This window comes from Belliella alkalica, from assembly GCF_022549785.1.
In the GTDB taxonomy this organism is placed as follows: Bacteria; Bacteroidota; Bacteroidia; order Cytophagales; family Cyclobacteriaceae; genus Belliella; species Belliella alkalica.
The window spans coordinates 71,950-87,924 of record NZ_JAKZGO010000008.1; the positions used below are offsets into that span (position 1 = coordinate 71,950).

Below are 15,975 nucleotides of genomic sequence, written 5' to 3' on the forward strand. Positions count from 1 at the left end.
CGTTTTTCATAACACTAAATATCTTTTCTATCTTATGGGATTTCAGAACCCTAGTTTTTTTCTCCTGGAATAATGGTTCTGCTATCTATTACAGACATGATTTCATATTCACTAAATGATTCATCTGCCACCATTCCAGTACCTTTGATTAACCTCTGGGGATCTTGTATGGTTACAAACTTATCTGTATAGATTTTTTTGGTAGTGGGATTCCAGAACAATTCTTCAGATGCAAGTTTCTGTTGCTTTTCCATATTCTCTACCTGTACATCTCCCTCACCTCTATAAATATCATCTTTTCGGATGTAGTAACCTCTGTCTGCTTTGATAGTTGTAGTCAATTCACCTTCATCATCGTAAAAGAAAATCTCGATTCCATCAGGAAACTCATTATCTCCATTGGAAAACTCAAGTTGCTTCTTGGCTTTGAGGTTGATTTTGATCCTTGTGCTATCTGAATGAAAAAGATCAATATCAGAACCAATACCAGTAGGGCCTAAGTATGATTCCAGAAAACTGGTATCAACTTCCTCCTTACAAGAACTAAGTGCAGTTAAGAAAAGAAATAAAATAGGTAACCAAACTCTTGACATGTCACAAATATACACAAAGCATAGAAACAGAAAAAAGGCGGTTCGAGAACCGCCTTTTTAAAGATATTTTTTTAACAAATATTAATCTCTAGTAGCCAAAGTTACAGTTTCACCAATCCAACAGCCAGTATTGATTGATTCACCTGGTTGCTTACCTTCAGTAAACAATTCTTCTTTGGATGGGAATTGTGCTTTTGCAGAAGCCATGCCAGAAGAATTTCCAGCTTTTTGATAAGCATTATAGGCTGCAACATAAACTGCTCTATCTTTAGCTCTACTTACTCCACCTTTGCAGTCATTAAAAGACTCCATATACAACTGAGCAATTAAATTCCAAGCATCTTTAGATTTTTCAGAGTCAAGTTTTGCTGCCTCAAGTGCAGCTGTTCTAGAAGCACCTTTCTTTCCTGCTTGAGCATGAACTTTAGCCAAATCCAAATGAACTTCTGCCTTTTGTTTATCATTTTCTGCTAGTGTTAGCGCCTTTTCTAAAACAGGCTGTGCTTTATCATATTCTCTATTTTGAATATATCTCATGCCTCTAACCTGAGCAGTTGCAAATGTTGGATTGTTAGAATCGACGATTTCCAAAGCCAAGGTGAAAGCTTCTGTACTCAAACACTTGTATTGAACTGAATACTTGAAAATTTGATTTGCCAAAGATTCATTAGACATATCTGCTTTCAGTTTTTTCCCAAGTGTATTTTCAATAAAGTCACAATCAATCAACTCCATCGCTACAATTAACTGATCTCTGGTAGAAGAAGGAACTGATATATCATCACCATTTGATTGAGCTACTTCTGCCAAAGAGTTAATCTTTTCATATTCTGTTAAGATTTCTTCTTTAGAGTAAGCTTTATTGAATGTATAATTTCTATATACTAAATCGTAATAGTATGCTAATAAGTTTGTGGTTTGAAATTCACCATTTAGCTCAACTACCCTATCAAAAGTCTTGAGTACATTTGGAACTTTAACCTTGTCATTTTTAAAATACTGATAACCATAGTAAGCCTTGTTTTCAATCCACTTTTCTTCATTTTGAAAGTTTTCCTTTCTCAAATCAAAAACAGTCATAACTGAATCTTGATAAACAACTTTTTGGGCTTGATCAGAAACGGCTCCTGCTGCACCATGGTACACTTTTACACCATTAATATAAATAGACTCATTTAGATTTGGCACATTTACCAAAAGCCAATTTAAAGGTTTGGTAGCTTCTACAAATTGCTCTGAGTTCATATAATCTACGTAAGCAGCATTATACTCTCTAGCCTTTCCTTCCATCTCAGCATCAGAAGGCCAATTGAAAACTTGTGCTTGGGCTAATCCCGCCACCATGAAGGCCACTATTCCGGTCAATACAAATTTAAGTTTCATAGGTGTTTTGTTTATTCAAATGATCGTTTATAAAACCACGTGTTATCGTTTAGAGAGAAGCCTAAACTAAAGTTTACATAATTTTCTCTAATCAGCCCGTTAGCTGTAGAACCTCTCGTTCCTACTTTCACGGCGAGATTAACCATGGACAGTGCATTCACTGGTAAGGAGCCACCAAAATTAATGCCAATATCAGTAACCTGTGTTTGGCTTACTATGTATGGCGTTTGGTGATATTCCAAACCCATTCGGTAGGTTGCTCTCTTGAGCATATTGTCTTGGGAATAAATATCAGGAGTAAACTGCCCTCCTAACCCAATTTTGAAGCTTTCTCCAAGGTCGCCTAATTCTCCAGTAAAAGACCTGTATTTGCTAAAATCTTGAAACTGTGCTTCTAGTCCAACAACAAATTTATTAATTTTTTCGAAAGTAATACCATATCCGTGTTTATCGGGAAGAAAAATATTTCCTCGGTCATTATCATTGATAACATCTCCTGGCCTATCTGGATTGCTTGCATTACCCAAATCACCAACTTTTGCGAATTGCTTACCTCTTACATCTCCAAATTTGTGATATATGGCTCCAAGGTGAATATTACTTCTTGTGCCAACTTTAAAAAAGTAATGCAAACCTCCTTTTACCGCTACATCGGCAGCAGAAAACCTCTCGTAGTACTCTGAAGTTGCTCCAAAGGAATTTCCCGCTGTATCAATTAGCGTTAATTGATTGGTCCTGATAGTTGAACCAAACAAATATGAACCATGGATACCTAAACTAAGATTCTTTGCTAGGAGAATACCAGTTGAGAGATATGCCTCTGTGATACCACCATCGCCTTCGACCCTATTCATCGATCTAAGATCAGAATTAGCGACAGTACCATTTACCATTATATTATAATTCACAGAACTAATTTGATTCAGTCCAAGTCCTAAAGACATTCCGCGTTTTACAGGAAGTGACAAAGCTAAGTAGGCCAAACCTCCACCATCCAGATTCTCACTTTGTGAACTAGTAGCTGCATTCACAGAACGATAGTTCATCGCGGCTTGAAAATTGAAAACAGTATTTCTTGAAGCCAGTGCAGGATTGACATTGTTAATTGAAAAAACATTGCCGTAACTAATACCCAAACCACCCATTGCTTGATTTTGAGTCAGTCCACTGTAATTGAATTCTCCAAGACCAAGTGCACTGTAAGATGAAGCACTTGATTGGGAAAAAGATTCTGTAAATATGAAAAAGGCTCCTATGGCGCCTATAAATCGCAGTCTATTTTTTATTGACATTGTAAGTTAATATTCTATTCAATCCATACAGGACCAAATTGGGGATTACAAATATGTGGTCTTTTGTTAAGGTTTCAAAGAATTTTGAGTCTCCTCCACAAATAATGACCTTTAAATCTTGATGTTGTTGCTGATATGCTGTTATAAACCCTTCTATTTCCAAGCGTATTCCATGATATACGCCACTTTGGAGTCCGGAAATGGTATTGTCTCCTATTAGATTAATTTTTTCATTTTCTTCGATTGCTGCCAAAGGAAGTCTTGCCGTTTGTTGATGCATAGCCTTGAACCGCATGTTCATCCCTGGAGAAATGGATCCTCCTAAGTATTCATCATTAGAAGTAAGAAAGTCATAGGTTATGCAACTTCCCAAATCTATAGACAATAAGGTTCCTGAAGAAAATAATGCCCTTGCTCCGATTACCGCAGCTTTTCTATCAACCCCCAACGTATCAGGAGAACCATATTTATTTGAAATCGGTACTGCGGTATGAACTGTCAGGAAAACAAACTTAAAGTCCAAAGCTGCAGCAAGTTCTTCTTCCGTGTATTTAACAGAACTTATAAGGCAATAGTCAAAATCCAAACATTTCACATAAACTATCATCTCTTCCAAATGGATAAAGGCTTTTTCAGAAATAATATTCTCTACCTCAAACAAGGCAGTTTTGATTCTGGTATTTCCAATATCAATAATCAGCTGTTTCAATTAATTTCAACTTGTTGGTTTAGATTTTAGAATTTATCAAAAACTATGCATCGGCTAAATTAGTCATTTTCAATCTAGCACTGATTTGAAAAGTTTTTTTTTAACTTTATCCTCAAATATTTAACAAAAATTAACCCAATACGATGTCTCAACAATACCATTTGATAGGCTTGATGTCAGGAACTTCCGGTGATGGGCTGGATATTGCCTATTGCAAGTTTACAAAATCAGCTGAATGGAAGTTCGAAATTTTGGAATCTGAGACAATTCCATTTCCCGAAAAACTCGAAAAAGAGCTTTTCAACTCCCATTTGATGTCTAGTTTAGAATTGAATGTTTTGGACGTGGGATTTGGAAAATGGATGGGAGAAGTCACAAAGACGTTTGTCTCCAAACATCAACTTGAAGTACAAGCTATTGCTTCACATGGCCATACTGTCTTTCATCAACCACAAAAAGGTCTCAGCCTACAGATTGGAAATGGCTGGGCGATGCATGTTGCTTCGGGATTACCAGTAATCAACGATTTTAGGATGCTCGATGTGCAACTTGGGGGACAAGGTGCTCCGCTTGTGCCTATTGGTGATAAGCTTTTGTTCCGGGATTTTGATTATTGTATCAATCTGGGAGGAATCGCCAACATCAGCATGGAAGAAGGCGATCAAATGAAAGCTTTTGACATTTGTCCCTTCAATCTCCTACTAAATCATTATGCAAAGACCTTGAACATGCCTTATGATAAAGGTGGAAATATAGCTAGATCAGGAAAAATCGCTTCAGAGATTTTGAGAAAACTAAACGCTCATCCTTATTATAATATCAAAGGTGCAAAATCTCTTGGAAGAGAAGATTTGGATGGTTTTTTTGAGATACTAGAATCCGATGATGCAGTTGATACAAAAGATAAATTGAGAACAATCATTGCACATACAGTCCAACAGATAAAATTGGTAATCCCAATTTCGAAAGGAAAAATACTGCTTACAGGCGGTGGTGCTTTCAATACCTTTTTTGTAGAAGAATTGAAAAATGAACTTGGCACCGAGATCTTAATTCCTGAATCAGACCCAGATTTGATCAATTTCAAAGAAGCAATGATTTTTGCATTTTTGGGGGTGCTGAGGTTACGAAATGAGAATAATTGTCTGGCATCTGTCACAGGTGCAAGCAATGACAGTTGCGGAGGGATGATTTTTGGCCTAGTTTAAGAAAGGGGTTATAAAGTGTTTTTTTGAAAAATTTAACTGTTGGTGTTATTGTAGATAATCATATTCTTCAATATCTCAATTATTAAGAATGTCTATGTCTCAAATATTTCTATTTTTGTCTAAGATTATAACCCCAAATAATAAGAGACATGAAAGATTTACTCAAGAAATTTGAGAATAAGCAGCCTGAGATAGTATTCGAATGGAGTGACAGTGAAACTGAAGCGGAGGGTTGGGTAGTGATCAATTCACTAAGAGGAGGAGCTGCCGGTGGTGGCACAAGAATGAGAAAAGGATTGGACAAAAGGGAAGTTGAGTCGCTTGCCAAAACAATGGAGGTGAAATTTACCGTCTCAGGACCAAACATAGGTGGTGCAAAATCAGGGATCAACTTTGATCCAAACGATCCAAGAAAGCCTGATGTATTAAAAAGATGGTACAAAGCAGTCATGCCTTTGTTGAAAAATTACTACGGAACAGGTGGTGACCTTAACATTGATGAAATCCACGAAGTGATTCCAATCACAGAATCATACGGACTTTGGCATCCACAGGAAGGTGTGGTGAATGGACACTTTCATGCTACCGAACCACAAAAAATCAGAAAAATCGGTCAACTTCGTCAAGGAGTATCAAAGGTATTAGAAGATCCAGATTACACTCCAAACGGACCAAAAAAATATACTGTAGCTGATATGATCACTGGATTTGGTGTAGCCGAAGCAGTACGTCATTATTATAAAATATGGGGCGGACAGTTAAAAGGAAAAAAAGCAGTTATCCAAGGATGGGGTAATGTAGGCGCTGCTGCAGCTTGCTTCCTCGCTGTAGAAGGAGTAAAAATCGTAGGTATTATTGATAGAGATGGCGGATTGATAAACGAAGAAGGATTTAGCCTTGATGAAGTAAGGGAACTATTTATCAAAAGAGAGGGAAATAAACTCATTGCTGAAAACATGCTTAGCTTTGAAGAAATCAACAGTAAAATCTGGGATATTAAGTCTGAAATTTTTATCCCTGCAGCAGCATCACGCTTGGTCAATAGAGATCAAGTAGAAAGAATGGTCAAGGCAGGCTTGGAAGTAATATCTTGTGGAGCAAATGTTCCGTTTTCAGACCCTGAGATATTCTTTGGTCCAACTGGAATGTGGGCAGACGAAAAAGTGTCTGTAATCCCTGATTTTATTGCAAACTGTGGAATGGCAAGGGTTTTTGCATACCTCATGTCTGACAAAGTAGAGATGACCGATGATGGGATTTTTAAGGATGTAAGTAAGACGATTTCCAAGGCTCTTAAAAAGACCCACAGCACAAACCAAGAAAAAACGAGAATTGCGCAGGCATCTTTTGAAATAGCCTTAAAGCAGCTTGTGTAACAAATTAACCAATCATCAGTCAGTAACAGTTAATTTTACATTAATTGTTACTGGCTGTTTCATTTTCGTTAGCGCTTTTCATTCAAAATAAGTAGTTTAGCAGGATTAATTCTTCTGAGACCGTAAATCCACAAAGAGAAGAAAAAACTGGAAATTATTTTAATCTTTTGATATACCCTATAAAAACCTTTGAATGAAGAATTTTATCGCTGCATTTATGCTGCTTTTCGGAATTTTCTTTGTTTGTAATATTCCTTTAGTCAATGCACAAACAAATGCGCAAACCGAAGAATTAGACAGCGCTTCACAAGACGATCCAATTACAAGTGTGGCAGCTCATATCCACGACAATGCGCAGGAAGATCATCATCATGATGCTCCTGCTTGGCTTGTGGTACCGTTTGTACTTTTGTTGTTAATGATAGCTACTGGACCGTTATTCTACGAACACTTTTGGCATCACAATTACCCAAAAGTAGCAGTTGGTCTTGCCGTCTTGGTAGTATTTTATTATCTGTTTGTATTAGGCAATGTGCATGGCCCGGTGCATGCGTTGGCAGAATATGTACAATTTATCGCCCTTTTGGCTTCCTTATACATCGCATCAGGTGGGATTTTGATAGAGATTGATAAAAAATCCACACCAATGGCCAATGTGACTTTACTATTGGTTGGTGCTTTGATTTCAAACCTTATCGGAACAACAGGAGCTTCCATGTTACTAATTAGACCTTTTATAAGGTTGAATAAGGGCAATATTCAAGCATATCACATCATATTCTTCATCTTTATGGTGAGCAATATTGGTGGTTCTCTCACACCTATCGGTGACCCACCTCTTTTCTTGGGATTTTTAAAGGGAATACCTTTCTTTTGGACCTTAGAACATAATTGGCCTGCTTGGATTGTTGCACTTGCCATCCTTGCAGTTGTCTTTTATTTTATCGATAAGAAATATGGCAAAATCAATGAAGATGAACTGGAGGTAATCACTTACACCAATAAATTTGCATTGATTGGTGCCAAGAATTTCCTGTGGCTAGCAATTGTGATTGCATCTGTATTCTTGGATCCAAATGTCATTGACTGGGTTCCTGCCATCCGCTATGACGGGCAGAAGTTTTCATTTTTGAGAGAAATCATAATGCTTTCTGTTGCATATTTCTCCTTCCGATTTGCAGATCAAAAAGCCATCAAAGGCAACGAGTTCAATTTTGAGCCCATCAGGGAAGTGGCATTTATCTTTATTGGTATTTTCGGAACGATGATGCCAGCTTTGGAATTGGTAGGGAATTTTGCGAAATCTCCTGAAGGAGCTGAGTTGATCACACACAATACTTTGTATTGGGGAACTGGGATCTTGTCGGGTGTTTTAGACAATGCACCAACTTATCTTAACTTTCTAGCAGCAGCGATGGCTTCCCAAGGAGCTGAAATTAGCAATGTCGCAATGGTCAAAGACTTTGCAATGGATAATTATGATGATTCTGCATTTGAATTGATGGCAATATCCCTAGCCGCTGTATTCTTTGGAGCGATGACTTACATTGGAAATGGACCGAATTTTATGGTGAAATCTATCGCTGAGCAAAGCGGAATAAAAATGCCTTCATTCTTTGGGTATATAATCAGGTTTTCAATACCTATTCTTCTCCCAGTGTTGATAATCATTTGGTTGCTTTTCTTTGCCTTTGTATAATACAAGGTGAATAGTGGACTGAGTTATTGGTTGACTTAGCTGAAAATAATAATTCAGTCCACTAGCCTACGAGGTATAGTTCGTCCCCAGGCTTTTAAAAGTCTCAAAAAAGTGAAATTGAAAAGACATTAATGAATCGCTGATTGAATGAACTCTATGAGGGTTTTGGGAATTCAGGAAAAATGCATGAAAATCACTTCTTCTTTTTATTCTTGGGAGGTGTGCAAGTCTTACAATAATCCTCATAGTCAGTAAGCTCAAGCTTGACAGCTAAATGGAACCTTTCAAGTTCATCCGCATGGATGCCCAGATTGGAAATATCACCTGCTTCTCCACTTCGTTCGACCAATTCCTCTTGAATTCTCTCGTACAAAGGCATGATATAAGAAATATTGGAAAATGTTCCTTTGTTTTCATAAAGCATTTTCCTGAATTTTCTTGAATATAGCTCGGTTAGGTCAAATTGATATCTGGCAAAGTTCATTAAGCTATTTGCTATTTCGTCATTAGGAGCTATGATCAATGATGCATTTGGGCTAAAAATTGCGGTAACTTTGGAGTTAAAATTTTTTGTAAACATAAACTCCGCGTTGGTCATGTTGATCAAGAAATCAATTTTGGAACCAGCCTGAATCAAATAACTATCGATAGATGGATCTATCTTTGTTCTTTTCGATTTGAAATCAGAAAATTCCAGAACTACATCAGGAGACCATTCTATATTTTGCTGTGCATTTGAATTTAAAATTATGCCAAAAATAAGGAACAAGTAGATAGATAAGAGCTTCATATATTTTTGCTAAGGATTCAGCAACAAATATATTCATATTCTTAATTCATCAATTATTGACTTGTCCATTTAAAACCATAATTATTGGGTCTAGAAACACAACTTTTTGTTCGCCTTTTACTTCAAACTTTGTTACTAGATTGGTGCTTTCATCTACCTGAAGCCAACCCTCAGTATTTGAGCTATAAAAAGTATTTTCGGAACCTATCAAAAACTCAATCATTTTTGGTTTATCAGCTCCATAAAATTGGACTTTGAGGAACTTCACTTTACTTTTTTCACCCTTTTTCAAAGAATAAGAAATTTGATTTTCAGACTTTTCAATGAAGTAGGCTTGTGCCAAAGACGGTCTGTTGATATCTGCTTGCATAAAAAAATCCAACTCCTCGAGCCATTCTTCTTTAGTTGGATCAATGTCAACATTTTCCTTGGAAGTATTGAATTGAATTTCTTTTGCCAACTGCTTTCCTACAAGCGATTCGGCTTGATTTTCTATGAACTCTTGTAATCTAAAATAAGGAGGATCGAAATCCTCCTTATTGGTATTTTCAGGTTGGCAAGACATCAGAAAAGCCAACAAGAAAAAAAAGCATGTATTTTTAATCATTATTTCAATAATATGTCACCAGTCATTTCCTCTGGAATTTTTACATCTAGCAAAGTCAAAATAGTTGGAGCCAAATCTCCCAATTTTCCATCTTTTACTTCCAATCGATCTTGATCATCTACCATGATGCAAGGAACTAGGTTTGTTGTATGTGCAGTATTTGGTGACCCATCTTCATTGATCATCACATCTGAGTTACCATGGTCAGCAATTACAATGGTAGTATATCCATTTGCCAAGGCATGTGTAATTACATCTTCGGCACATTTGTCAACAGCTTCACACGCTTTAACAGCTGCATCAAAAACACCTGTGTGGCCCACCATATCCGGATTGGCAAAATTAAGACAAACGAAGTCCACCTCTTTTTTCTTCAATTCTGGTTTGATCTTATTAGCTATTTCGAAAGCACTCATCTCTGGCTTCAAATCATAAGTGGCCACTTTCGGAGAAGGGCAAAGAATTCTAGACTCTCCTTCAAAAACTTTTTCTCTTCCTCCTGAGAAGAAAAAAGTCACATGTGGATATTTTTCGGTCTCTGCGATCCTGATTTGTTTTTTGCCGTTTTCAGCCAAAACTTCACCAAGTGTATTTTGTAGGTTATCCTTTTCAAAAAGAACTTTTACACCAGCAAATGTTTCGTCGTAACTTGTGAATGTTATATAATTGAGATTCAATTTCCTCATTTTGTAATCCTCAAAGTTCTTTTGTGTAAGAACTTGTGTGATTTCCCTGCCTCTATCAGTCCTGAAATTGAAACAAATAACTACATCTCCTTCTTCAATCAATGCCAATGGTTTTCCTTGCGCATTAGCTTTGACTATTGGTCTGATAAATTCATCGGTGACACCATTTTCATAGGATTTTTTGATGGAAGTCAGGATATTTTTGGACATTTCACCTTCTCCGAGTACCATTGCATCATAAGCAAGCTTGACGCGCTCCCAACGATTGTCACGATCCATTGCGTAATATCTACCTACTACAGATGCAATCTCCCCAACTGAATGTTCCAAATGTGCCTGTAAGTCTTCAAGATAATTCAAACCTCCTTTCGGATCGGTATCTCTACCATCTGTGAAAGCGTGGATAAAAGCTTGGCTAAGTCCATTGGCTTTTGCTGCATCACAGAGTCCTTTCAAATGATTCAAATGTGCATGAACTCCACCGTCTGATACCAAACCAATAAAATGGACTTTCTTCCCAGTCTCTTTGGCATATGAAAATGCTTCTTTCAAAACAGGATTTTCATTCAAATCCCCTTCCGAAACCGCCTTGTTGATTTTTACAAGATCCTGATAGACGACTCTACCAGCACCAATATTCATGTGTCCAACTTCCGAGTTACCCATTTGGCCTTCGGGAAGTCCAACTGCAAGACCTGAAGCTTCTAATTTAGAGTGAGGGTATTTTTCAAAAAGACTATCTACAAATGGTGTATTCGCTTTGTCGATAGCTGAAACGCTGGGATTAGGGGCAATTCCCCATCCATCCAAAATCATCAGTATAACTTTCTTCTTCATATTGCAAATATAGGTTTTTCTAATAGGTTTAACTCAACTCAATATCTCGTAAAAATGATTATTCTTCTTAAGCATTTCAATAAAGAACGAAAAAATTTTGGCTTACTTCTGAAAATCAGGACAATAATAAAAAAGTATTAACAGATTTAAAGAGAATCAAAGTTCCGTTTGAGTAAATTAGACTTTTTCGATAAATTGGCTCAAAATTTGCCTTTTGTCATAATTATGAAAAAGTTATTGCCCGTCATATTTTGCCTCCTCACCCTAGGCAGTCTTTCTTTATTTACCGTCGCTGCTCCTTTCTATGAAAATGAAGTTATTTTTGCTTCACTAAAAAATGGTTCGAGCAAAGATTTGGCTAGATTTTTTGAAAACGGAGTGGAACTAAATATAAATGGAAATCAGGGAGAATACTCGAAAAACCAAGCTGAATTGGTGATTCGGGATTTTTTTAAAAAATACCCTCCTGAAAATTTTGAAATCATTCATGAAGGATTTTCAGGTGATCAAATCAAACATTACATTGGTACTTACACCTCTATGGGAGAATCTTATAGGATTCTTCTGAAGGGAAAACTCCAAGAAGAAGAGTTTAGAATTTACAGTTTAGAGATTATCAAGTATTGATAATTGACCTAATCATATTTTAATTTCTTACTTTTGCGACGTGAAAAACTTACCCTATCTGACCGAGTCGCGAATCCGACAATTTATTGAACAAGCACTTCTAGAAGATGTAGGACCAGGAGATTATTCTTCTTTGTCTTCCATCCCTACTGACAAAATTGGCCAAGCTCAACTTTTGATCAAAGAAGATGGTGTCATTGCAGGTTTGGCTTTGGCTGAGAAAATTTTCAATCAGTTTGATCCTTCTTTGGAAGTCACGTTGCTCAAAGACGATGGGGCCTTGGTAAGCTCAGGAGATATTGGCCTGACAGTCAAAGGAAAAGCTGCTTCAATATTAACGACAGAAAGGCTTGTTCTGAACTGTATGCAGCGCATGAGTGGGATTGCTACCAAGACTCACCATTTGACAAAATTGATAGCGCACACAAAGGCGAAGCTTATGGATACCAGAAAAACCACTCCAAATTTTAGGATGATGGAAAAATGGGCAGTGGTACTTGGTGGTGGGTTGAACCATAGATTTGCATTATATGACATGGTAATGCTCAAAGACAATCATATAGATTTTGCTGGTGGAATAGAAACTGCGATCAAAACCACAAAAAAGTACCTTCAAGAAAACAACCTAGATTTGAAAATCGAAGTAGAAACCAGAAACCTTGATGAAGTAGCCGAGGTTCTTCGAGTTGGAGGAATAGATTACATCATGCTTGACAATATGGATTATGACACGATGCGTGAAGCTGTGAAAATGGTCAATGGCAAATACGCACTGGAAGCATCTGGAGGAATCACCGAATCTACTCTTGCCAATGTAGCCGAATGTGGTGTAGATTTTATTTCTGTGGGAGCACTGACACATCAGGTAAAAAGTATGGATATCAGTTTGAAAGCTTTTTGATAATTAGCTCAAAAGCTAGGCAATGTTGATCGTATTTTTCACGTCCTGAAAATACTTGACACTTTTTCTTATTGATTCAAGAAGTTCAACCCTGTCTGAGGCTAGGCAGGCCCATTGGGGTTAATGCATTTTGCCTCAATTTTGTCTTACATCTCTCGTCCCTCCTCTAGCTTCTCGCCTCTCCTTTCACCAAAACCAAAAAAGGCCTTCCAGAATTGAAAGGCCCTTTAATGGATGAAATATGGCTGTTTTAATCTTTTGTTGCAAAATCTGGATATGCACGCATGCTGTGCTCATTGATGTCCAACCCTTCTACTTCTTCCCTTTCATCGACTCTGATTCCTACAGTGCGCTTCATCGTGAAGAAGATCAACCAGCTAGTCACAAAGCAGAATGCTCCTACTACTGCTATACCTATTAACTGAGACCATACTTGGCTCATACTTGCCAAATCTCCAAAAAGACCTACTGCAAGCGTCCCCCAAATACCACCGATCAAGTGGACTGAAATCGCTCCAACAGGATCATCAATCTTGATTCGATCAAAGAAAACTACTGCAAAGACCACAAGTGTACCACCTATGAATCCAATTATCGCAGATTCTCCAACACTCATCATGTCTGCTCCAGCTGTAATCCCAACAAGGCCTGCCAAAATACCATTGAGCACCATGGTGATATCATAAGTTTTGAATTTCAAATATGATGCGACTAATGCTCCAAAAGCACCTGAAGCTCCAGCAATGGCTGTAGTCACAAAAACCAAAGAAACTGTTCCCGGATCAGCGGTAAGTACAGATCCACCGTTGAATCCGAACCAGCCAAACCAAAGTAAAAATACGCCTATAGTAGCCATTGGGATATTGTGCCCTGGAATAGCACTCATGCCTTTCTCTGTATATTTCCCAATTCTTGGACCTAGAAGATATGCTCCTACCAAAGCTCCCCATCCACCTACTGAGTGTACGATAGTGGAACCTGCAAAGTCGTAAAAAGGAGTGTCTAATGTATCCAAAAATCCACCTCCCCATTTCCACATACCTACTATTGGATAAATTATACCCACATAAAGTATGGAAAAGAAAATGAATGGACCCAATTTGACACGCTCAGCTACTGCACCAGAGACTATCGTGGCAGCGGTAGCGGCAAACATAGCCTGAAATATAAAATCAGTGAAAAAAGTATAACCTTCATTGTATGCAAAGGTATCCCAACCTTCAGGAAGTGAGATTCCGATTCCTCCCAATCCAAAAAAACTCCCAACGAAGTCGTCTCCTGGATACATAAGGTTAAAGCCGATAAATGCATAAGTCAAAAGACCTATAGCTGGGATGATCGTATTTTTAAAAAGGATGTTGACAGTATTTTTAGCTCTGGTAAGCCCGGCTTCCAAACTGGCGAAACCGAGGTGCATGATGAAAACCAATATGGTGGCTACCATCATCCAGAGGTTGTTTATGGTAAACATTTCTTGATTCATAGGTTTGTATAGGTTAGGTTGAAATAGGTAATTAGGTATTTTTTTTGCAAATCAATTAGACAATATTAAAGGGCAGATTCTCCTTGGTCATCATTTCTGATTCTATAAGCTTCTATCACATCCGAAATGAAGATTTTCCCATCTCCAACTTCCCCTGTCTTTCCTTCTGTCAGGATGCAATTGACCACTGATTCCACCAAATCCTCTGTAGTCACGATTTCGATTTTGGTTCTTGGAATATAAGATGGCTCAAATGCCACCCCACGATAGGTCTGCGGACGAGCATGCTCTAGACCCATTCCTTTTACATCATAAAAGGAAAGAAACTTCACCCCAAGTCCTGCTACACATTTGTAGATATCTTGGAATTTGGATGTTCTAATGATTGCTTCTATTTTTTTCATTTTAGTCAAAGAATTAGTGGTTTTCTTGAATTATAGACGCTAATGTAAAACAAAATTTACAAAAAAAGTAAACTTGGTTTATTTTTAAACCATTTTTGACTCAATTCATGTTAAAAAAATGATTTTTGGATATTTTTCGAATTAAAATTTTTTATCTAAACATTAATTTTTCTGAAATGTGGTTAATTTTTAAACTTTCAATTGAAATCAGTGAGACAAATGGGACGCGATGGGTAGATGCAAGACAAAGACGCGATAAAGAAAAGAGACACAATATCGACACAGGAGGCACATGCTTTTAGTATCGGGTCATAACCCAATACTAATTGAATTGATAAAGTCTTTTCTATCACAAAAAGAAAATTGAGGATACTCATATTCAATAATTATTACACAATTATCTTTGTATGAAAAATGAAAAAGGTAAATTTGAGGGTGTGAAATTTTAATCATCCTTTTATAAGTTATGCAAAACAAACCAACACTTTTGGTTCTAGCTGCTGGAATGGGCAGTAGATATGGTGGAAACAAACAAATTGACGGCTTCGGGCCCAATGGCGAAACGATTTTGGAATACTCTATTTATGATGCCATCAGAGGTGGCTTCGGTAAAGTTGTATTTATTGTAAGGGAAGAGATCTTGGAAATTGCCAAGGAAAAATTTCTTCCTAAAATCGAAGGCAAAATCGAAGTTGACTTTGTCCTTCAATCTTTGACATCTTTTGTACCTGAGGAATTCCAAAATCCAGAAAGGGTAAAACCTTATGGCACAGCGCATGCTGTCCTTTGTGCAAAAGATGCAATTGCAGAACCATTTGCAGTGATCAATGCAGATGATTTCTATGGTAAGGAAGCTTTTGAAGTTTTGGGGAAATTTCTGACAAATGGAGTTCAGAACAATCTACACGCTATGGTAGGTTATGCGATCCAAAATGTGCTATCAGATCATGGTACAGTAAGCCGAGGTGTTTGTTCTATGAATGATTCAAATCAACTGGTAGGCATGGTAGAAAGAACAGCAATCTCAAGAGAGAATGGAAAAATTATTGCAAACGGAGACGGTGAGTCTATAGAAATTCCTGAAGGAACACCTGTTTCAATGAATTTCTGGGGCTTTCATAATGCTGTATTCAGCAATATTGAGAAAATGTGGGAAGAATTCCTGCCTGCAAACAAAGAAAACATCAAATCGGAATTTTTTATCCCTTTGGTAGCAAATACATTGATTGAAAATGGGGAAGCAGCCGTAGAAGTACTCGAAGGTGGCAAAACATGGTTTGGTGTAACATATACAGAAGATAAACCTGTAGTAATCGCTTCGTTGAAAAAACTACATGAAGAAGGTGAATATCCAGAAAACCTTTGGGCTTAACCTCAATT

Annotated in this window: 15 protein-coding genes; 6 read left to right on the top strand and 9 right to left on the bottom strand. The window is 37.4% G+C overall.

The genetic code is table 11. The features are described 5' to 3' along the window. Positions 1 to 50: 50 nt before the first annotated feature. From lptC to MM213_RS11125, 4 genes are all read right to left on the bottom strand, one after another. On the bottom strand, positions 51 to 593 hold the full coding sequence (lptC, locus tag MM213_RS11110) for an LPS export ABC transporter periplasmic protein LptC (RefSeq protein WP_241412280.1): 543 nt from the start codon (positions 591 to 593) through the stop codon (positions 51 to 53). Positions 594 to 674: 81 nt separating this feature from the next. After that, positions 675 to 1,976, bottom strand: coding sequence for a tetratricopeptide repeat protein (locus tag MM213_RS11115; RefSeq protein ID WP_241412282.1), 1,302 nt, complete (start codon positions 1,974 to 1,976; stop codon positions 675 to 677). Between the two features lie 11 nt (positions 1,977 to 1,987). Beyond that, positions 1,988 to 3,268 carry a BamG family beta-barrel-assembly machinery protein gene (gene bamG / locus MM213_RS11120; RefSeq protein ID WP_241412284.1) on the bottom strand — a complete coding sequence of 427 codons (1,281 nt, stop codon included), beginning with the start codon at positions 3,266 to 3,268 and terminating at the stop codon, positions 1,988 to 1,990. After that, entirely contained in the window at positions 3,252 to 3,977 is a 726-nt protein-coding gene (locus MM213_RS11125) for a type III pantothenate kinase (RefSeq protein ID WP_241412286.1), read from the bottom strand. The genes bamG and MM213_RS11125 overlap by 17 nt, the downstream gene beginning before the upstream one ends. Positions 3,978 to 4,120: 143 nt before the next feature. Between MM213_RS11125 and MM213_RS11130 the strand changes: the two genes are divergently transcribed. From MM213_RS11130 to MM213_RS11140, 3 genes are all read left to right on the top strand, one after another. Next, the gene (locus MM213_RS11130) at positions 4,121 to 5,185 is read left to right on the top strand and encodes an anhydro-N-acetylmuramic acid kinase (RefSeq protein WP_241412288.1); all 1,065 of its coding nucleotides are present in this window, start codon (positions 4,121 to 4,123) and stop codon (positions 5,183 to 5,185) included. Positions 5,186 to 5,334: 149 nt separating this feature from the next. Continuing rightward, complete coding sequence (locus MM213_RS11135; RefSeq protein WP_241412290.1) at positions 5,335 to 6,561, top strand: Glu/Leu/Phe/Val dehydrogenase dimerization domain-containing protein; 1,227 nt, start codon at positions 5,335 to 5,337, stop codon at positions 6,559 to 6,561. 193 nt (positions 6,562 to 6,754) lie between these two features. Beyond that, positions 6,755 to 8,260: a sodium:proton antiporter gene (locus tag MM213_RS11140; protein ID WP_241412292.1), complete on the top strand. Its 1,506-nt coding sequence runs from the start codon at positions 6,755 to 6,757 to the stop codon at positions 8,258 to 8,260. Between the two features lie 193 nt (positions 8,261 to 8,453). On the opposite strand, the gene MM213_RS11145 is transcribed toward MM213_RS11140, so the two are convergent. Genes MM213_RS11145 through gpmI form a run of 3 tightly spaced genes read right to left on the bottom strand, consistent with a single transcriptional unit; the run spans position 8,454 to position 11,180 of the window. Next, positions 8,454 to 9,050: a hypothetical protein gene (locus MM213_RS11145; RefSeq protein ID WP_241412294.1), complete on the bottom strand. Its 597-nt coding sequence runs from the start codon at positions 9,048 to 9,050 to the stop codon at positions 8,454 to 8,456. Positions 9,051 to 9,099: 49 nt separating this feature from the next. After that, positions 9,100 to 9,657, bottom strand: coding sequence for a hypothetical protein (locus MM213_RS11150; protein ID WP_241412296.1), 558 nt, complete (start codon positions 9,655 to 9,657; stop codon positions 9,100 to 9,102). Next, on the bottom strand, positions 9,657 to 11,180 hold the full coding sequence (gpmI, locus tag MM213_RS11155; protein WP_241412298.1) for a 2,3-bisphosphoglycerate-independent phosphoglycerate mutase: 1,524 nt from the start codon (positions 11,178 to 11,180) through the stop codon (positions 9,657 to 9,659). The genes MM213_RS11150 and gpmI overlap by 1 nt, the downstream gene beginning before the upstream one ends. Before the next feature lie 225 nt (positions 11,181 to 11,405). On the opposite strand from gpmI, the gene MM213_RS11160 reads away from it, so the two are divergent. Then, positions 11,406 to 11,807, top strand: coding sequence for a DUF4783 domain-containing protein (locus MM213_RS11160; protein ID WP_241412300.1), 402 nt, complete (start codon positions 11,406 to 11,408; stop codon positions 11,805 to 11,807). A 40-nt stretch (positions 11,808 to 11,847) separates the two neighbouring features. Beyond that, the gene (gene nadC / locus MM213_RS11165) at positions 11,848 to 12,708 is read left to right on the top strand and encodes a carboxylating nicotinate-nucleotide diphosphorylase (RefSeq protein ID WP_241412302.1); all 861 of its coding nucleotides are present in this window, start codon (positions 11,848 to 11,850) and stop codon (positions 12,706 to 12,708) included. A 250-nt stretch (positions 12,709 to 12,958) separates the two neighbouring features. Here nadC and MM213_RS11170 read toward each other — a convergent pair whose 3' ends face one another. Further along, on the bottom strand, positions 12,959 to 14,191 hold the full coding sequence (locus MM213_RS11170; protein WP_241412304.1) for an ammonium transporter: 1,233 nt from the start codon (positions 14,189 to 14,191) through the stop codon (positions 12,959 to 12,961). A gap of 65 nt (positions 14,192 to 14,256) precedes the next feature. Then, a complete protein-coding gene (locus MM213_RS11175; RefSeq protein WP_241412306.1) occupies positions 14,257 to 14,595 on the bottom strand; it encodes a P-II family nitrogen regulator in 339 nt (112 codons plus the stop codon). Between the two features lie 466 nt (positions 14,596 to 15,061). On the opposite strand from MM213_RS11175, the gene MM213_RS11180 reads away from it, so the two are divergent. Further along, entirely contained in the window at positions 15,062 to 15,967 is a 906-nt protein-coding gene (locus MM213_RS11180) for a nucleotidyltransferase family protein (RefSeq protein ID WP_241412308.1), read from the top strand. Positions 15,968 to 15,975 lie beyond the last annotated feature (8 nt).

What these genes read in the sequence shown, in the direction of transcription:
- lptC (WP_241412280.1), bottom strand. Translation starts at nt 593, where the DNA reads ATGTCAAGAGTTTGGTTACCTATTTTATTTCTTTTCTTAACTGCACTT.
- MM213_RS11115 (WP_241412282.1), bottom strand. Translation starts at nt 1,976, where the DNA reads ATGAAACTTAAATTTGTATTGACCGGAATAGTGGCCTTCATGGTGGCG.
- bamG (WP_241412284.1), bottom strand. Translation starts at nt 3,268, where the DNA reads ATGTCAATAAAAAATAGACTGCGATTTATAGGCGCCATAGGAGCCTTT.
- MM213_RS11130 (WP_241412288.1), top strand. Translation starts at nt 4,121, where the DNA reads ATGTCTCAACAATACCATTTGATAGGCTTGATGTCAGGAACTTCCGGT.
- MM213_RS11135 (WP_241412290.1), top strand. Translation starts at nt 5,335, where the DNA reads ATGAAAGATTTACTCAAGAAATTTGAGAATAAGCAGCCTGAGATAGTA.
- MM213_RS11140 (WP_241412292.1), top strand. Translation starts at nt 6,755, where the DNA reads ATGAAGAATTTTATCGCTGCATTTATGCTGCTTTTCGGAATTTTCTTT.
- MM213_RS11145 (WP_241412294.1), bottom strand. Translation starts at nt 9,050, where the DNA reads ATGAAGCTCTTATCTATCTACTTGTTCCTTATTTTTGGCATAATTTTA.
- MM213_RS11150 (WP_241412296.1), bottom strand. Translation starts at nt 9,657, where the DNA reads ATGATTAAAAATACATGCTTTTTTTTCTTGTTGGCTTTTCTGATGTCT.
- gpmI (WP_241412298.1), bottom strand. Translation starts at nt 11,180, where the DNA reads ATGAAGAAGAAAGTTATACTGATGATTTTGGATGGATGGGGAATTGCC.
- MM213_RS11160 (WP_241412300.1), top strand. Translation starts at nt 11,406, where the DNA reads ATGAAAAAGTTATTGCCCGTCATATTTTGCCTCCTCACCCTAGGCAGT.
- MM213_RS11170 (WP_241412304.1), bottom strand. Translation starts at nt 14,191, where the DNA reads ATGAATCAAGAAATGTTTACCATAAACAACCTCTGGATGATGGTAGCC.
- MM213_RS11175 (WP_241412306.1), bottom strand. Translation starts at nt 14,595, where the DNA reads ATGAAAAAAATAGAAGCAATCATTAGAACATCCAAATTCCAAGATATC.
- MM213_RS11180 (WP_241412308.1), top strand. Translation starts at nt 15,062, where the DNA reads ATGCAAAACAAACCAACACTTTTGGTTCTAGCTGCTGGAATGGGCAGT.